At 68.8% G+C, this 15,902-nt stretch carries 13 protein-coding genes and 1 pseudogene; 7 read left to right on the top strand and 7 right to left on the bottom strand.

The window, feature by feature from the left end:
* Nucleotides 1-56: 56 nt before the first annotated feature.
* The 3 genes from P8T65_RS15475 to nudC all read left to right on the top strand — a co-directional run bounded on the left by P8T65_RS15475 (nt 57) and on the right by nudC (nt 6,106).
* Nucleotides 57-3,638 carry an ATP-dependent DNA helicase gene (locus P8T65_RS15475; protein ID WP_316725951.1) on the top strand — a complete coding sequence of 1,194 codons (3,582 nt, stop codon included), beginning with the start codon at nt 57-59 and terminating at the stop codon, nt 3,636-3,638.
* Nucleotides 3,639-3,648: 10 nt separating this feature from the next.
* Nucleotides 3,649-5,061: a dipeptidase gene (locus P8T65_RS15470; protein WP_316725950.1), complete on the top strand. Its 1,413-nt coding sequence runs from the start codon at nt 3,649-3,651 to the stop codon at nt 5,059-5,061.
* A 97-nt stretch (nt 5,062-5,158) separates the two neighbouring features.
* Nucleotides 5,159-6,106 (top strand): NAD(+) diphosphatase, encoded by a 948-nt coding sequence (gene nudC / locus P8T65_RS15465; RefSeq protein WP_316725949.1) that lies wholly within the window; start codon nt 5,159-5,161, stop codon nt 6,104-6,106.
* A 13-nt stretch (nt 6,107-6,119) separates the two neighbouring features.
* On the opposite strand, the pseudogene P8T65_RS15460 reads toward nudC, so the two are convergent.
* Nucleotides 6,120-6,215 (bottom strand): annotated as a pseudogene (locus P8T65_RS15460) (NrdH-redoxin); the annotation flags it as partial.
* Nucleotides 6,216-6,269: 54 nt separating this feature from the next.
* Between P8T65_RS15460 and P8T65_RS15455 the strand changes: the two are divergent.
* On the top strand, nt 6,270-7,973 hold the full coding sequence (locus tag P8T65_RS15455) for a recombinase family protein (RefSeq protein WP_316725948.1): 1,704 nt from the start codon (nt 6,270-6,272) through the stop codon (nt 7,971-7,973).
* A 55-nt stretch (nt 7,974-8,028) separates the two neighbouring features.
* On the opposite strand, the gene P8T65_RS15450 is transcribed toward P8T65_RS15455, so the two are convergent.
* A complete protein-coding gene (locus P8T65_RS15450) occupies nt 8,029-8,628 on the bottom strand; it encodes a hypothetical protein (protein ID WP_316725947.1) in 600 nt (199 codons plus the stop codon).
* Nucleotides 8,629-9,050: 422 nt separating this feature from the next.
* Between P8T65_RS15450 and P8T65_RS15445 the strand changes: the two genes are divergently transcribed.
* The gene (locus P8T65_RS15445) at nt 9,051-9,635 is read left to right on the top strand and encodes a recombinase family protein (RefSeq protein WP_316725946.1); all 585 of its coding nucleotides are present in this window, start codon (nt 9,051-9,053) and stop codon (nt 9,633-9,635) included.
* Between the two features lie 712 nt (nt 9,636-10,347).
* On the opposite strand, the gene P8T65_RS15440 is transcribed toward P8T65_RS15445, so the two are convergent.
* From P8T65_RS15440 to P8T65_RS15425, 4 genes are all read right to left on the bottom strand, one after another.
* The gene (locus P8T65_RS15440; RefSeq protein ID WP_316725945.1) at nt 10,348-10,803 is read right to left on the bottom strand and encodes a DUF5753 domain-containing protein; all 456 of its coding nucleotides are present in this window, start codon (nt 10,801-10,803) and stop codon (nt 10,348-10,350) included.
* Entirely contained in the window at nt 10,752-11,111 is a 360-nt protein-coding gene (locus P8T65_RS15435; RefSeq protein WP_316725944.1) for a helix-turn-helix transcriptional regulator, read from the bottom strand. The genes P8T65_RS15440 and P8T65_RS15435 overlap by 52 nt, the downstream gene beginning before the upstream one ends.
* A gap of 65 nt (nt 11,112-11,176) precedes the next feature.
* On the bottom strand, nt 11,177-11,686 hold the full coding sequence (locus P8T65_RS15430) for a DUF6879 family protein (protein WP_316725943.1): 510 nt from the start codon (nt 11,684-11,686) through the stop codon (nt 11,177-11,179).
* Complete coding sequence (locus P8T65_RS15425; protein WP_316725942.1) at nt 11,673-11,987, bottom strand: hypothetical protein; 315 nt, start codon at nt 11,985-11,987, stop codon at nt 11,673-11,675. The genes P8T65_RS15430 and P8T65_RS15425 overlap by 14 nt, the downstream gene beginning before the upstream one ends.
* 129 nt (nt 11,988-12,116) lie before the next feature.
* Here P8T65_RS15425 and P8T65_RS15420 point away from each other — a divergent pair, with 129 nt between their 5' ends.
* Nucleotides 12,117-13,130, top strand: coding sequence for a transglutaminase-like domain-containing protein (locus P8T65_RS15420; protein ID WP_316725941.1), 1,014 nt, complete (start codon nt 12,117-12,119; stop codon nt 13,128-13,130).
* Here P8T65_RS15420 and P8T65_RS15415 read toward each other — a convergent pair.
* Nucleotides 13,046-13,303: a mycoredoxin gene (locus tag P8T65_RS15415; protein WP_316725940.1), complete on the bottom strand. Its 258-nt coding sequence runs from the start codon at nt 13,301-13,303 to the stop codon at nt 13,046-13,048. The genes P8T65_RS15420 and P8T65_RS15415 overlap by 85 nt on opposite strands.
* Nucleotides 13,304-13,520: 217 nt before the next feature.
* On the opposite strand from P8T65_RS15415, the gene P8T65_RS15410 reads away from it, so the two are divergent.
* Nucleotides 13,521-15,743, top strand: coding sequence for an ATP-dependent DNA helicase UvrD2 (locus tag P8T65_RS15410; protein ID WP_316725939.1), 2,223 nt, complete (start codon nt 13,521-13,523; stop codon nt 15,741-15,743).
* Nucleotides 15,744-15,902: the final 159 nt, after the last annotated feature.

The raw sequence follows: 15,902 nt of genomic DNA, 5'->3' as shown, positions 1-15,902 counted from the left end.
ATGCCCGCCCGGCGGCCCGGCGGCCGCTGTCAGCGGTCGGCGTTAGCCTCTCTGGAATGTCCGCCCGTATCAGCGATCCCGAGCAGCTCAAGGAGCTCCTCGGCATCCCGTTCACCCCGGAGCAGACGGCCTGCGTCGTTGCGCCGCCCGCGCCGCAGGTGATCGTGGCGGGAGCCGGGTCGGGCAAGACCACCGTGATGGCCGCGCGCGTGGTGTGGCTGGTCGGCACCGGGCAGGTCGCCCCCGAACAGGTGCTCGGCCTGACGTTCACGAACAAGGCGGCGGGCGAACTCGCCGAGCGCGTACGCAAGGCACTGGTCAAAGCGGGCATCACCGACCCGGACGTGATCGACCCGGACAACCCGCCGGGCGAGCCGGTCATCTCCACCTACCACGCCTTCGCGGGCCGCCTGCTGGCCGACCACGGCCTGCGCATCGGCCTGGAACCCACCTCTCGGCTCCTCGCCGACGCCACCCGCTACCAGCTCGCCGCACGCGTCCTGAGGGAGTCCCCGGGCCCCTACCCGGCACTGACCCGCTCCTTCCCCGACCTGGTCAGCGACCTGCTGACCCTCGATTCCGAACTCGCCGAGCACCTCGTACGACCCGAGGACCTGCGCGCGTACGACACCGACCTGCTGCGCGAACTGGAGGGTGCCAAGCTCACCAACGCGGATCTGCGCAAGGTCCCCGAGGCGGCCGCCGCCCGACGTGAACTCACCGAACTGGTCGGCCGCTACCGCGCGGCCAAGCGTGAGCGGGACCTCCTCGACTTCGGCGACCAGATCGCCCTGTCCGCCGGCCTCGCCCGACTCCCCGAGGTGGGGCGCATCCTGCGGGACGAGTTCCGCGTGGTCCTGCTCGACGAGTACCAGGACACCTCGGTCGCCCAACGCGTCCTGCTGTCAGGTCTGTTCGGGGGCGGCACCGGCCATCCCGTGACGGCCGTGGGCGACCCCTGCCAGGCGATCTACGGCTGGCGCGGCGCCTCCGTCGCCAACCTCGACGACTTCCCCGAGCACTTCGCCCACCCCGACGGCAGCCCCGCGACCCGCCAGTCGCTCAGCGAGAACCGCCGCAGCGGCGGCCGTCTGCTCGACCTCGCCAACGGTCTCGCCGAGCCCCTGCGGGCCATGCACGCGGGCGTGGAGGCCCTCCGGCCCGCCCCCGGCGCCGAACGCGACGGCGTGGTCCGCTGCGCCCTGCTGAACACGCACGCCGAGGAACTGGACTGGCTCGCCGACTCGATCGCCCACCTGGTGCGCACCGGCAAGGAACCCGGCGAGATCGCGGTCCTGTGCCGCACCGCCACCGACTTCGCCGAGATCCAGGGCGCGCTCGTCGCCCGGGACATCCCGGTCGAGGTCGTCGGTCTCTCCGGACTGCTGCACCTCCCCGAGGTCGCCGACCTCGTCGCGGTCTGCGAGGTCCTCCAGGATCCCGGGGCCAACGCCTCCCTCGTCCGCCTCCTCACCGGCCCGCGCTGGCGGATCGGACCCCGCGATCTCGCCCTCCTCGGGCGCCGGGCCAGGCTGCTCGTGTCCCACGCGCGCGTGGACGGCGACGCCGACCCGGACCGCCGGCTCGCCGCGGCCGTCGAGGGCGTCGACCCCTCCGAGGTGATCTCGCTGGCGGACGCCCTGGACACCTTCCTGGAACTCCCCCTCGAAGCCGAGGCGGAGGACGACGGCCTGCCGTTCTCGCCCGACGCGCGCGTCCGGTTCGCCCGGCTCGCCGCCGAACTGCGCGACCTTCGCCGCTCGCTCGCCGACCCCCTCATGGACGTCCTCCACCGCGTCCTCGCCGTCACCGGCCTGGAGGTGGAACTCTCCGCCTCCCCCCACGCGCTCGCCGCCCGCCGCCGCGAGACCCTGTCCAACTTCCTGGACATCGCCGCCTCCTTCGCCGCCAACAGCGCCGGAGAGGCCACCCTCCTCGCCTTCCTCGGTTTCCTGCGCACGGCCGCCCAGTACGAGAAGGGCCTCGACAACGCCCTGCCAGGGGGAGAGAACACCGTCAAGGTCCTCACCGCCCACAAGTCCAAGGGCCTGGAATGGGACGTCGTCGCCGTCCCCGGTCTGGTCACCGGCACCTTCCCCAGCACCCAGGGCCGGGAGAAGTGGACCGCCCAGGGCAAGGTCCTGCCGCACGAGCTGCGCGGCGACGCCGACACCCTCCCGGACGTCGAGGCCTGGGACTCGCGCGGCCTGAAGGCCTTCCAGGAGGCCATGAAGGAACACCAGCACACCGAGGAACTCCGCCTCGGCTACGTGACGTTCACCCGCCCCCGCTCCCTGCTCCTCGGCTCCGGCCACTGGTGGGGCCCGTCCCAGAAGCGCCCCCGTGGGCCGTCCGACTTCCTCAAGGCCCTGTACGACCACTGTGTCGCCGGGCACGGCGAGATCGAGACATGGGCCGACGAGCCGGAGGAGGACGCCGAGAACCCCGCTCTGCACGCGACGGCGGCCGACCACGCCTGGCCGCTCCCGCTCGACGACACGGCTCTGATGCGCCGCAGGGCGGCGGCCCGGACCGTCCTGGCCCACCTGGACCGCGCCGCCTCCCACGAGGACACGCATCCGGGGGCCGCAGAGGAGGACTTCCCGGACGAACCACCCATCGACGAGGACGACGACCTCTTCATCGACGAGGACGAGGCCCCCTTCATCGACGAGGACACCGACGACTGGGACACCTGGTCGTCGGATCGTCCCGCACAGGCTCCGCACGCGCGCGTGGGCCCCGCGCAGAGCCCCCACGCGCGCGTGGACCGTCCCGCGCCGGACGGACGCACGCCCGCCGTGCCGCACGCCCGCAGGCATCCCGGCGCGTCCGGGCTCACCCCCGAGGAGGCCCGCACCGTGGCCTCGTGGGACCGCGACCTGGACGCCCTCACCGGGGAACTCGTACGAGCCCGCGCGAAGGTCACCGACGTACCCCTGCCGGCGTCGCTGACCACCTCGCAGCTGATGCGTCTCGCCGCCGATCCGGACGGCTTCGCGCAGGAGCTCGCCCGCCCCATGCCGCGCCCCCCACAGCCCGCGGCCCGGCGCGGCACCCGTTTCCACGCCTGGCTGGAGGCCCGTTTCGAAGAGCTGCGGCTGCCGATGCTGGAGCCCGAGGAACTGCCCGGCAGCGAGGCCGAGATCGCGGACGAACTGGACCTGGAGGCCCTCAAGGAGGCATTCGAACGCACGCCGTACGCGCACCGCACCCCCCACCGGGTCGAGGCCCCCTTCCAGATCGACATAGCCGGCCGGGTCGTGCGCGGCCGTATCGACGCCGTCTACCGGACCGACGACGGCGACGGGACGACGACGTACGAGATCGTCGACTGGAAGACCAGCCGCACCCGCGCCGCCGACCCGCTCCAGCTCGCCGTCTACCGGCTGGCCTGGGCCGAGCAGCAGGGCGTGCCCCTGGAGTCCGTCGACGCCGTCTTCCTGTACGTCCGCACCGGAGCCGTCGTCCGGCCGGCGAACCTCCCCGGCCGGGACGCACTGGAAAGACTGCTCCTGGAGGAATCCGGTACCGCAGAGGGACCGGATTCGGCCACGGCGGGACCGGAGCCGTCGGCGGACGGACCGGAGGCGTTCACAGACGAACCGCCGGACGAGCATGCCGCCGCGGGCCGATAGGCTCGTGAGCATGAGCCAGTCCGTTGACAGCGACGTCAGCGTCGTCCGTACGTATATCGAGAACCACCGTGCCGCCTTCCTCGACGACCTCGTGGAGTGGCTGCGCATCCCGTCGGTCTCGGCCCAGCCCGACCACGCGACGGACGTACGGCGCAGCGCCGACTGGCTGGCCGCCAAGCTCGGGGAGACCGGCTTCCCGACGGCGGAGGTCTGGGAGACGGCGGGAGCGCCCGCGGTCTTCGCGGAATGGCCCTCCACGGACGCCGACGCACCCACGGTGCTGGTCTACGGCCACCACGACGTGCAGCCCGCGACGCGCGAGGACGGCTGGGACACCGAGCCGTTCGACCCCGTGATCCGTGGGAACCGACTCCACGCGCGCGGGGCGGCCGACGACAAGGGGCAGGTGTTCTTCCACACACTCGGTGTCCGCGCCCACCTCGCCGCCACCGGCCGCACCGCCCCCGCCGTCCACCTGAAGATGCTGATCGAGGGCGAGGAGGAATCCGGCTCCCCGCACTTCCGCGCCCTGGTCGAGGCCCGGGCCGAACGGCTCGCCGCCGACGCGGTGGTCGTCTCCGACACCGGAATGTGGGCCGAGGACACCCCCACCGTCTGCACCGGCATGCGCGGCCTCGCCGAGTGCGAGATCCGGCTGTACGGCCCCGACCAGGACATCCACTCCGGCTCCTTCGGCGGCGCCGTACCGAACCCGGCCACCGAGATCGCCCGTCTCGTCGCCGCCCTGCACGACGAGCACGCGCGCGTGGCGATCCCCGGCTTCTACGACGGCGTCGTCGAACTCACCGACCGCGAGCGCGAACTCTTCGCCGAACTGCCCTTCGACGAGGAGCGATGGCTGCGCACGGCCAGGTCGACCACGGCGCACGGCGAAGCCGGTCACACCACCCTGGAACGCATCTGGGCCCGCCCGACCGCCGAGGTCAACGGCATCGGCGGCGGCTATCAGGGCGCCGGAAGCAAGACGATCATCCCGTCCTCGGCCATGGTGAAGCTGTCCTTCCGCCTGGTCGCCGGCCAGGACCCGGATCACATCGAGAAGGCGGTCTCCGCCTGGGCCGCCGAACGCATCCCCGCCGGGATCCGGCACGAGATCACGTTCACCGGCTCCACCCGCCCCTGCCTGACGCCCCTGGACCACCCGGCCCTGCGGGCGGTCGTACGGGCCATGGGCCGCGCATTCCAGCAGCCGGTCCGCCACACGCGCGAGGGCGGCTCCGGCCCCGCCGCCGACCTCCAGGAAGTCCTCGGCGCCCCCGTCCTCTTCCTGGGCATCTCCGTCCCCTCCGACGGCTGGCACGCCCCCAACGAGAAGGTCGAACTCGATCTGCTCCTCAAGGGCGTCGAGACCAGCGCGTACCTCTGGGGCGAACTGGCCGAAAGCACCCACGGGGCACACTGAAGACGACCCCGACCGCCCCGGCACGCCCAGCCCACCGCACGCCCCGCCGAACCGCCCCGCCCCATCAACCGTTTCACCGGGGGAGTTGGAAGCACCCGTGACCACCTGGACCGACCACACCGCCGACCGACCCATCGCGCTCACCGCCCCCAGCGGCATCGACCGGGCCGCCCACCACCGGCTCGACGAGGCCTGGCTCGCGGCGGCCTGGAGCCACCCCACGACCCGCTGCTTCGTGGTCTCCGGCGGTCAGGTCCTCATCGACGAGACCGCGGACGGCGCCACCGAACTCGTCATGACGCCCTCCTTCGAGGCCCCGCTCACCGAGGCGCACCGATACTTCCTGGGGACCGACGCCGAGGGTGTGAGCTATTTCGCACTTCAGAAGGACGCGCTCCCCGGCCGCATGGACCAGTCGGCACGCCCGGCCGGGCTGCGGGAGGCGGGCATGCTGCTGTCGCCCCGTGACACGGGCCTCATGGTGCACGCGGTCGGCCTGGAGAACTGGCAGCGCACCCACCGTTTCTGCTCCCGCTGCGGCGAGCGCACCGTCATCGCGGCGGCCGGCCACATCCGGCGCTGCCCCGCCTGCGGTGCCGAGCACTACCCGCGCACCGACCCGGCGGTGATCATGGCGGTCACGGACGACGAGGACCGCATCCTGCTCGGCCGCCAGGTGCACTGGCCCGAGGGGCGGTTCTCCACCCTCGCGGGCTTCGTGGAGCCCGGTGAGTCCATCGAGCAGTCCGTGCGGCGCGAGGTCCAGGAAGAGGTCGGCATCACGGTCGGCCACGTCGAGTACGTCGCCAGCCAGCCCTGGCCCTTCCCCTCCAGCCTCATGCTGGGGTTCATGGCCCGGGCCACCTCGACCGCCGTCGACGTCGACGGCGACGAGATCCACGAGGCCCGCTGGTTCTCCCACGAAGAACTGCGGGCCGCGTTCGAGTCCGGGGAGGTCCTGCCTCCCTACGGCATCTCGATCGCGGCCCGACTGATCGAACTCTGGTACGGCAAGCCCCTGCCGACACGAGGTCACACCGGCTGAAGCCTGTCCGTGGTTACACGCCGATCTTCTGCTTGACCTGCGCCAGCGAAGGGTTCGTGAGCGTCGAGCCGTCCGGGAAGAGGACGGTGGGCACGGTATGTAAACTTCCCTCTTACCTTGTGGCTGCTGGGGAGGGCCGCCCATGTCTTGGGGAGGGGCAAGGGTGAACGGCAAGCCCAGGGCTCTTGGTGTGGTCCGTCTGTCTGTAGGCAACGAGAACCAGACCGGCGAGGAAACGCAGCGGACCCGCATCAGCAAGCGGGCCGACGCCGAGGAAATGGAGCTGGTCGACTTTGCCGTCGACATCGACGTGTCGGCGTCCATCTCACCGTGGGTGCGCCCGTCCCTGGGGGACTGGCTCAACAACAAGAAGGACCAGTTCGACCACATCATCATCCTGAAGATCGACCGCATCGCGCGGTCGGTCCGCCACCTCTCGGACATCATCGAGTGGTGCGAGGTGAACGGTAAGGGCCTCATCTCCTGCGAGGAGGGATTCGACCTCTCGAAGCCGTGGGGCAAGACCATCGCCAAGATCCTGGCCGTGGTCGCAGAGGCCGAGTTGGACGCCATCAAGGCCCGCAACAAGGCTTCCCGCGAGACCATGCGGAAGACCGGCCGCTGGCCGGGTGGCCTCGTCCCGTTCGGACGCAGGGCGGTGAAGGGCGACGCAGGCTTCACCCTGGAACTCGACCCCGAGTACGGCCCGACGCTGATCGAGATGATCCGGCGCTTCATCGAGAAGCCGAGCTTCTCGGCCGTCGCCGACTGGCTGAACGACCAGGGTGTGCCCACGGCTCAGGACATCGCTCGTATCCGCGCGGCGGCAGGCGAGAGCACGACGCGGTTGGCGGACCCGAAGCCTCGGGGAGCCAGGTGGACGCCGACCACAGTGCAAGCCGTACTGGTCAGCCGCTCGCTGCTCGGGGAGTACGTACGCGCCAATGGCGCCGTTGTCCGCAACGACGACGGCACACCCGTCATGAAGTCTGAGCCGGTGCTGAACGAGGAGGAGTGGACGAAGCTGTCGGAAGCCGTCGCCTCGGTCAAGTACAAGAAGCAGAAGGGCTCTACGTCGCCGACGGTGGGCGTGACGTTCTGCATGCTGTGTGGCAGTTCCCTCTACTTCGTGAAGGGCGACCCGGCCAAGGGCAAGCGCGAGCGGTATCGGTGTCACGGCAACAAGAGCAAGGGCATCCAGGCATGCCCGAAGCAGAGGTTCTGGGCAGAGGACTTGTACCCCTGGCTGGAGTCGGCCTTGTTGGGCGAGATCGGCCACCTGGAACGGATGGAGTCGAAGACGACCATCGACGACAGCCGTGCGGCGAAGCTCGCCGTCATCGACGGCAAGATGAACCAGCTCCTGAAGGAACTCCAGCAGGACGAGATCAGCGCCGTCGCGTACGCCTCGCAAGTCGCCAGCCTTGCCCAGGACCGAGAGAAGGTCACCAACCAGGAAGGGCCGAAGCCGGTGACCGTGTGGACGGGCACGGGCGAGGGCTACGCGGAGTGGTGGGAGCGGTCGAGTGTCGACGAACGGCGTGAGTGGCTGAAGAAGCACAAGGTCAAGGCGTACTTCGGACATGACGTCCTGGCCATCGATCCCGGCGACCTGATCGAGAACATCAAGCAGCAGGGCATCACGTACTGGGATGTGCCCTCCAAGTCTTCTCAGGTGCTCTCACCGATCACGCCGATCTCCTTGCACGGAAAACCGTACGAGAAGCCGAAGCCGCTTACGGGTGTGGAGTGGGAGATCGTCAGCCGCTGGGAGGACTTCGAAGCGGAGCGGACAGCACAGCGGGCGAAGGGCCAGGAAGAAACCCAGGGAACAGGGGAAGCCGCGGTGGTTCCGGCGTCCGCCTGATGCACGATGAGCAGGCGAGGAAGGCCCCGACTTGGGGGCCTTCTGTCGTTCCGAGTCAGAAGGGCGGAGGCTCGTGTTCTGCCTTGCGGAGCTGATTGGCCGAGTTGTCGTAGTCGAAGTCGGCTGGCAGGGGAGCTGTGTATGACTCACCGAACCACTTCCGGCGGCGCTCCTCTTGCTTGACCGTCGCCAGGTCTACGAAGGACAAGCAGGGGGCCGAAGGCCCCCCAAGGGAGCCAGCGCCTTCGTCTTCCTGCTGGGGGCCGCTCACGCGGCCCGCCTTCGCCGGCTGCTTGTGCTCTTCGTCTTCGCTCTGTCGGCCCCCTGTCGGGGGCCGCTCTTCGCCTACCGGCTTGCTACTCCCACCGCCGTCGCCCTTGAAGGTATGTAGGTTGTACGGCTCCTCAGCCATACCCCCCTGCTTCGGCAACGTGAGCCGGTAGATCACCGGACCGTCCGGCACCTTGCCCGTCTTCGTGAGCCAGCCAGCCTTACGCAGCCTGCCGACGATCTTGTTGACCGTCCGCTCCGGAGCCTTCCCGCCGTAGCCGAGTTCCCTGGCGACCGTCCCGTTCGGCGGGCACACGTTCTCGCCGGTCTCGTAGTCCGCGTACAAAGCCATCGCGACGCCGACCAACTTCTCTGCGGGCTTCATGTCCGAGCGCACCAGCGCGCGGCGCCATACGTGTTCCTGTATCTCCGGCTTCCCTTCCCTGAGGTCTCACTGGACCTCGAAATCTACAGCTCACCACAGACAAAAGCGCAGGTCATCACATGTGAGGCGCCTCTCAAGCGGGCCCGAAACCGTGGCAGGATTTGAGTCGGTAAGACCTGGCGGTCCCTCTTGCCGGGCTCAAGGGGTCATACCCCACCCCTTCTGCCGTCGCGCTCTCGTTCGCCGACGATCCATGCTCTGACCGTGGCGCAGCGTGACCAGTACCGGGCGTCTCGAAAACCAAGGTTTGTGAGACGAGACAGCAGGCGCCCCGGAAGGGGGCGCGGCACTGTTCAAAACCCGTCTCGAAACTCCCGTCCCAGGCTTGACGTATTGAGACGAGTTTTGAGACGGTCCCGGGCATGACGACGAACACGATCACTGGCCAGCTCATCGGTTACGCCCGCGTCTCCACCGATGACCAGGAAGCGCAGTTGCAGCGCGACGCACTGACGACCGCAGGGTGCGCCCGCATCTTCGAGGACAAGGCCAGCGGGAAGAACACCAACAGGTCAGAGCTCGCGGCCGCACTGGACTACGCCAGACCTGGCGACACCCTGTGCGTGTGGAAGCTCGACCGCTTCGCCCGGTCGCTCATCGACCTTGTGACCACGGTCGACACCCTTCGAGAGCGGGGTATCGGGTTCAAGGTGCTCACGGGTGCGCTGGCCAACATCGACCCTGGTACGGCGGACGGCCGTCTCATGCTTCAGGTGGTCGGCGCCATGGCGGAGTTCGAGCGCAGCCTCATCAAGGAGCGCACCCGCGCAGGACTGGACGCAGCCAAGGCGCAGGGGCGTACCGGCGGACGGCCGACCGTCGTGGATGAGGACGTGCTTACCGTGGCCCGTGCCAGGAAGGCGAAGGGCGAGAGCGCGAGCGCCATCGCCAAGGCTCTCGGGGTGTCACGGGCCACCTTGTACCGCCACCTCGGAGAGCGCGCCTGAGACAGGTGCACAGCGACACAGACAGGCCCCGGTATCGCCGGGGCCGCTGTCATGCACGGGCGTGTAACGCCGTCTGGCAGGCGCAAGACGCCTGCCCTGCCGGACTTCACGGGGGCAAGTCGACAGGGGCAGGCACAGAGGCGCACGTCGCTGGAACGGCATCCCTTCCCGCGCACCTCGGTCGCGGTGCTCACCGTCCCTCAGTGCGCCGGGGGTCTGTCACTCATCCATCCCGGACCACCATCGCGAACGACGTACAGATCCTCCGGAAGCCCTTGTGTCCGCTTCGGCCGGTGTGACTCATGCACTCCACGTCGACCGCCGCACTGTCCGTCGAGGGCGTCGCCTTCCAGTCGCACCACAGGCACTCAGCCTCGAAGGTCACGTCGGTATCCGGGTGCTGCGTGATCCGATGCCTCACGTACCGCATGGCGGAGCGCACTATCACTTGAGCCCGTGCTCTTCCCGCAGGTGCGTAAGGAGTACGACGTTCGCATCTGACGCCTTCGAGTAATCCTGTACCGACCGGGCGTTGGTTCGAGTCACAGCAATACCGAGGCACTGGCGGCACCCTGCTACAGGTTCCGGCTCTCGGGCTGGAGTCGCCAGGTGTACCGGCCCCGTCATCGTCGTCTTCGGTGCGCTCATTCAGTACGACCTCCCCGACTTGGATCTCACTGCGATCCATCCTTGGGGCTACGGCCGAGCCGTCCTACGCCCTTTCCTGTTGGGGCAAGAACTCGTCTCGGATGCTCTCGACGAGAGCGCGCATGTCGTCGCCGTAGAGCGCTACATCGGCGAACCGTTCGAAGGTGTCGACGTACGTCTGTATGTCCCTGGGGTCCCGTGTCGTGATCTCGGAGTGGAACGTCTCGACGATCACGAGCCGGTCGTCATGGATGCTGAAGCACGTCATGGGGAAGTCCGGCATCCGGCCGGTCAAGGGCACAACTCCGATGGCCACGTTGGGGAGTCGGGACAGGGATACAAGCCGGTCGAGTTGGACTGCCATGACGGCCGGCTCGCAGATCAGCCATCGAAGGACGTGCTCACAGATCACGAAGCGGAACGATCGGCTGTCTTCGTAGAGCGTGGCCTGGCGTTCCAATCGCGCCGCTACCGTCCGGGCCCTGGTCTCGTCCGGCAGCGCGGGAGGCAGTGAGAACACCGCCGTGGCGTACTCCGGAGTCTGAAGGAGTCCGGGGATGAGTTGCCCCTGGAACGCCTGAGAACGGCTGTGTTGGCCTCGATGGCCTTGATGGCGTTCTGGTGCTTCCACGGACCCATGCGGCGCAGTAGGCGCCAAGCGGTAGCCTCGGTGGCCTCTGCTCGGGCAGTGGCGAGGAACTGTTCCTTCACCGCCTGCGAGACGCCGAGTGCGGACAGGATCAGATCGACGTCTTGCACGGTGGGCAGGGTCCGGCCGTTCTCGATCTTCGAGAGCTTCCCGGCGGACATGGAAGACCTGCGGGCCACCGCCTCACCGGTCAATCCCGATGCTTCGCGCAGTGCCCGCAGGGCTCTCCCGATTGAGTCCTTGGTCAGTGATGCCGCTCCCAGTAGGCCGCGAACGGCACGGCGCGGGTGAGCGCCAGGTCGCGGTAACCCTGGTACTCCGTGAGCCGTTCGGCAGGCAGGAGTTCACCGCCGATGAACTTGCCCTCGGGGGTGTAGTGCATGCGGTACACGTCGTGGTCGTCGAAGAGCCAGAAGTCGTGATCAGGCAGGCCGGTCGACTCCTGATCGGCGAGGTCGATGATCCCGATGGACTCCCCGGCCTTGATGTTGCCGGGGTAGGCCGACAGCTCGTAGCGCAGGTAGTCGGTCAGAGGGGAGCGCAGGACATGAACGCGGGACACGCTCTTGCCCTTGTCGGTCATCGAGCGCACCCATGGGTTGTCGTCCCACTCCGGGCCCATGTCCTCGCCCGCAAGGAACCGCGCGATTTCGTCCCGTTCCTCTTCCACGTCGTACACGTCCAGCGTCTCCAGCCGGAACGCCATCCGCTGGAAGGTCTCGAAGAGACGGCCGAACTCCTCACCTGCGAGCACTGAAGTGCTCCTCAAGCACTGCGGCCGGGACCACAACGGCCGTCTCACCCTCAGGGAGGTCGAGTTGCGCCAGCCGCTCAGGGTCGGTGATGACGTAGCCCTGCACTACGAAGTCCTTGCCGTCGTCGGTACCCCACAGCGTCGGACACGTGCCGTTCTTGCACTCCGGGTCTCCAGACAGCTTCCGCAGTGGTGCCCCCACGGATTCCCCCTTCACGTCGATGGTCCTTGCCGCGTTCGATGCTTCCGACCTGCGGACAGCAAGGTCAAGATGCCGGGCTTTCCGGAACGGGAAAGCCATCTGATTTGTGCCTTCGATGTGGGTGGTCCCGGAGGCTGTTGCCTCCGGCCGTAGCTGACCGATGTGTCTGGGCCATTCGGGCTCGCAGCGGCACGCCTCCCCATACCATTCGCGACCACGGCCACTCACTTGCTCGACTACTCCCAGACCGGTTCGCTCACCAATCTGGAACCCGCACAGGTGAGACTCGCAGAGGAGCTACCGAACGACCCCGTTCGTATCTGTGCAGCCGTGCAGCGCCTGGTCATCCAGCCGGGTGACGCCTCGACGCTGGGAGTCCCGGAACATCGGCTCGCGGAGAAGAACCTACGGCCGGTCAACAAGCTGATCGCGGCACTGACCGCGCTCAATCCGGCCCCGTTGCACCGACCCCGAGAGCCTGAAGAGAGGATCGTGGGTACCTGCCGACACTTCGTCACCCTCGCCTGTGCGCTGCTACGCCTGCGCGGGATCGCGGCCAGGGCTCGATGCGGGTTCGGCATGTGCTTCCTGGAGGGGCGTGGCGCCGACCACTGGATCACCGAGTACTGGCGGGCCGACGAGCGGCGATGGGTGCGCGTCGATACCGAGCACCTCGACCACGGGTACGTACCGCGTCCCGAGGACCTCGCCGAGGGCGAGTTCCTGACAGGCGGCGAGGCTTGGGCGCAGTATCGCAAGGGCTTGATCGACCCCCAGATGTTCGGGGTGCCCGGGACTGACCATGCTTGGGGACCTGCCGAGATCAGTGGCAACGCCGTCCGTGATCTGGCCGCGCTCTGCAAGTACGAAATGTTGCCGTGGGATGAGTGGGGCCGCATGACCGCTGCGTACGAGGGCACGACAGGATCCGACTACGACCGTCTCATCGAACGAAGTGGCCGCCGTCTGCTCTGCGGGCGATCCGTCGGCACTGACCAGTCTGTACGCCCACGAGGATCTGACGGTACCCGCCCATCTGCTCAGCTGACGCCGTCGCTCGCCGTCGGCCTGCGAGGGTTCCTGGCTGCCGCGGTGCCTGGGCGCGCAGCGACCCCCGATCAGTCATCAGAGCGGTCGGGGGTCACGCGTCGCGAGAATCAGACGCCGAGAGCCTGCTTCACCTGGGCAAGGCTCGGGTTCGTCATCACGACTTCAGCGCCGCCACTGGAGGGAACTACCTGAACAGTGGGGACTGTCTGGTTCCCGCCGTTCGCCTTCTCCACGAACGCGGCGGACTCCGGGTCCTGCTCGATGTTGATCTCGTTGTACGTGATGCCCTCGCGGTCCATCTGGCTCTTCAGCCGACGGCAGTAGCCGCACCACGTGGTGCTGTACATCGTCACAGTGCCCGACATGTCCCTGGCGCTCCTTCACGGTCTGAGGGGTGCGTGGTAGCAGTGAGTGGAACGTACGCGACAGGCCCGCCATTCCCCCGCTCGGGTGGCGTCCACCACCCCTGCCCCCGCGTCGCCACACCGGAACACAGCGGCGCCTGCCGCATTAGTACGACTACGGGGGCCTGCCTGTGGACAACTTGCTCAGCCGTCTCCGGCGACCTGGCAGCATGGCCATGTGACAGCAGCAACGCATTCCACCCTCTTCCCGCGGGTCCCCGACTCGGCCGACGCGGTGCTCGAAGGGCTCGACCCCGAGCAGCGCGCGGTCGCCACCGCCCTGCACGGTCCGGTGTGCGTGCTGGCCGGCGCCGGTACGGGCAAGACCAGGGCGATCACCCACCGCATCGCCTACGGAGTGCGGGCCGGCATGCTCCAGCCCGCCAGTGTGCTCGCCGTCACCTTCACCAACCGCGCCGCCGGAGAGATGCGCGGCCGTCTCCGTCAGCTCGGCGCCGCCGGGGTCCAGGCCCGGACCTTCCACTCGGCCGCACTGCGCCAACTCCACTATTTCTGGCCGAAAGCGGTCGGCGGCGGCATGCCGCGCATCGTCGACCGCAAGATCCAGCTCGTCGCGGACGCCGCCGCCGCCTGCCGCATCCGTCTCGATCGCAACGAACTACGCGACGCGGCCGCCGAGATCGAGTGGTCGAAGGTCACCCGCACCGTCCCCGCCGACTACGCCGCCGCGACCGCCAAGCACGGCCGCGAAGCCCCCCGCGACCCCGCGGAGATCGCCCAGATCTACGCCACGTACGAGGACCTGAAGCGTGAACGGGCCGTCATCGACTTCGAGGACGTCCTCCTGCTCACGGTCGGTATCCTCCAGGACCGCCACGACATCGCGGAGCAGGTCCGCTCCCAGTACCAGCACTTCGTGGTCGACGAGTACCAGGACGTCAGCCCTCTCCAGCAGCGCCTGCTGGAACTGTGGCTCGGCGACCGGGACGACCTGTGCGTCGTGGGCGACGCCAGCCAGACGATCTATTCGTTCACCGGCGCAACTCCCGACCATCTGCTCGACTTTCGCCACCGCCACCCCGGGGCCACCGTCGTCAAACTCGTCCGCGACTACCGCTCCACCCCGCAGGTGGTCCATCTCGCCAACGGCCTGCTCTCCCAGGCCCGCGGCCGCGCCGCCGACCACCGCCTCGAACTGATCTCCCAGCGACCCCCCGGCCCCGAACCCCGGTACACCGAGTACGCGGACGAGCCCGCCGAGGCCGAGGGAGCAGCCCGCCGCATCCGCGACCTCATCGCCTCCGGAGTCCCCGCCAGCGAGATCGCCGTCCTGTTCCGCACGAACTCCCAGTCCGAGACCTACGAACAGGCTCTGGCGGACGCCGGAGTGCCCTACCAGCTGCGCGGCGCGGAACGATTCTTCGACCGCCCCGAAGTACGCAAGGCGGGGGCCGCGCTGAGGGCGGCCGCGCGCTTCGGCGGCAACGACACCCTCCTCGAGGATGCCGTCGACCTCCCCTCGCAGGTACGGGCCGTGCTGTCCGGCGAGGGCTGGACCGGCGAACCACCGGCGGGCTCCGGAGCGGTCAGGGAACGCTGGGAGTCACTGGCGGCCCTGGTGAACCTGGCCCATGACTTCGCCGCCGCCAAGCCCGACGCCACACTCGGCGACCTGGTCACGGAGCTCGACGAACGGGCGGGCGCCCAGCACGCCCCGACCGTCCAGGGCGTCACCCTCGCCTCGCTGCACTCCGCCAAGGGCTTGGAGTGGGACGTCGTCTTCCTCGTCGGGGTCGCCGAGGGAATGATGCCGATCACCTACGCGAGGACGGACGAACAGATCGAGGAGGAGCGACGGCTCCTCTACGTGGGCGTCACCCGCGCGCGCGAACACCTCTCCGTCTCCTGGGCCCTGTCCCGCTCGCCCGGCAGCCGTCCCAACCGCCGCCCCAGCAGATTCCTCAACGGCCTGCGCCCCGGGTCGACCGCCACCGTGGGACGGACCGGCACGGGCGGCCCCGGGGGCGTCGAACCGGGCTCCCCGGGCGGCCGGACGGGTGACCTCGGGGGCGGTGCCGCGGCGGGGGCGCCACGCCGCACCAGCCGGACCCCGGCCCGCTGCCGGGTCTGTGGGCGCACCCTGCGGGATGCCGGCGAGATGAAGCTGATGCGCTGCGAGGACTGCCCCTCTGACATGGATGAGGGCCTCTACGAGCGCCTGCGCGAGTGGCGCGCGGCCCAGGCGCAGCGCAGCGGCCAACCCGACTTCTGTGTCTTCACGGACCGGACACTGATGGCGATCGCGGAAGCGGGGCCGAGCACTCCGGTTGAACTCGGTCGCATCCCCGGCGTCCGCGCCCGCAAGCTGCAGCGCTACGGCGCCGATGTTCTCGACATCTGCGCAGGTCGGGAGCCTGGGTACGAGGACGAGAACGACTGATACGAACTCGTCGAAAAAATAGTTTGCGCATGCCCCAGCAATCCCCATAGGTTCTTAGGCACGAGAGCAGCGGCCTTCTCGAAGGCCCTGGTTTCGTGATGTACTTCATATCCGTCGGATCGGTTCACGCCGGTTCCCATAGACGCCGAGAGGAGGCGA

It is taken from the genome of Streptomyces sp. 11x1, assembly GCF_032598905.1.
Taxonomy (GTDB): Bacteria; Actinomycetota; Actinomycetes; order Streptomycetales; family Streptomycetaceae; genus Streptomyces.
Note: the sequence above shows the minus strand (reverse complement) of the source record. Positions and strands in the feature narration are given on the sequence as shown.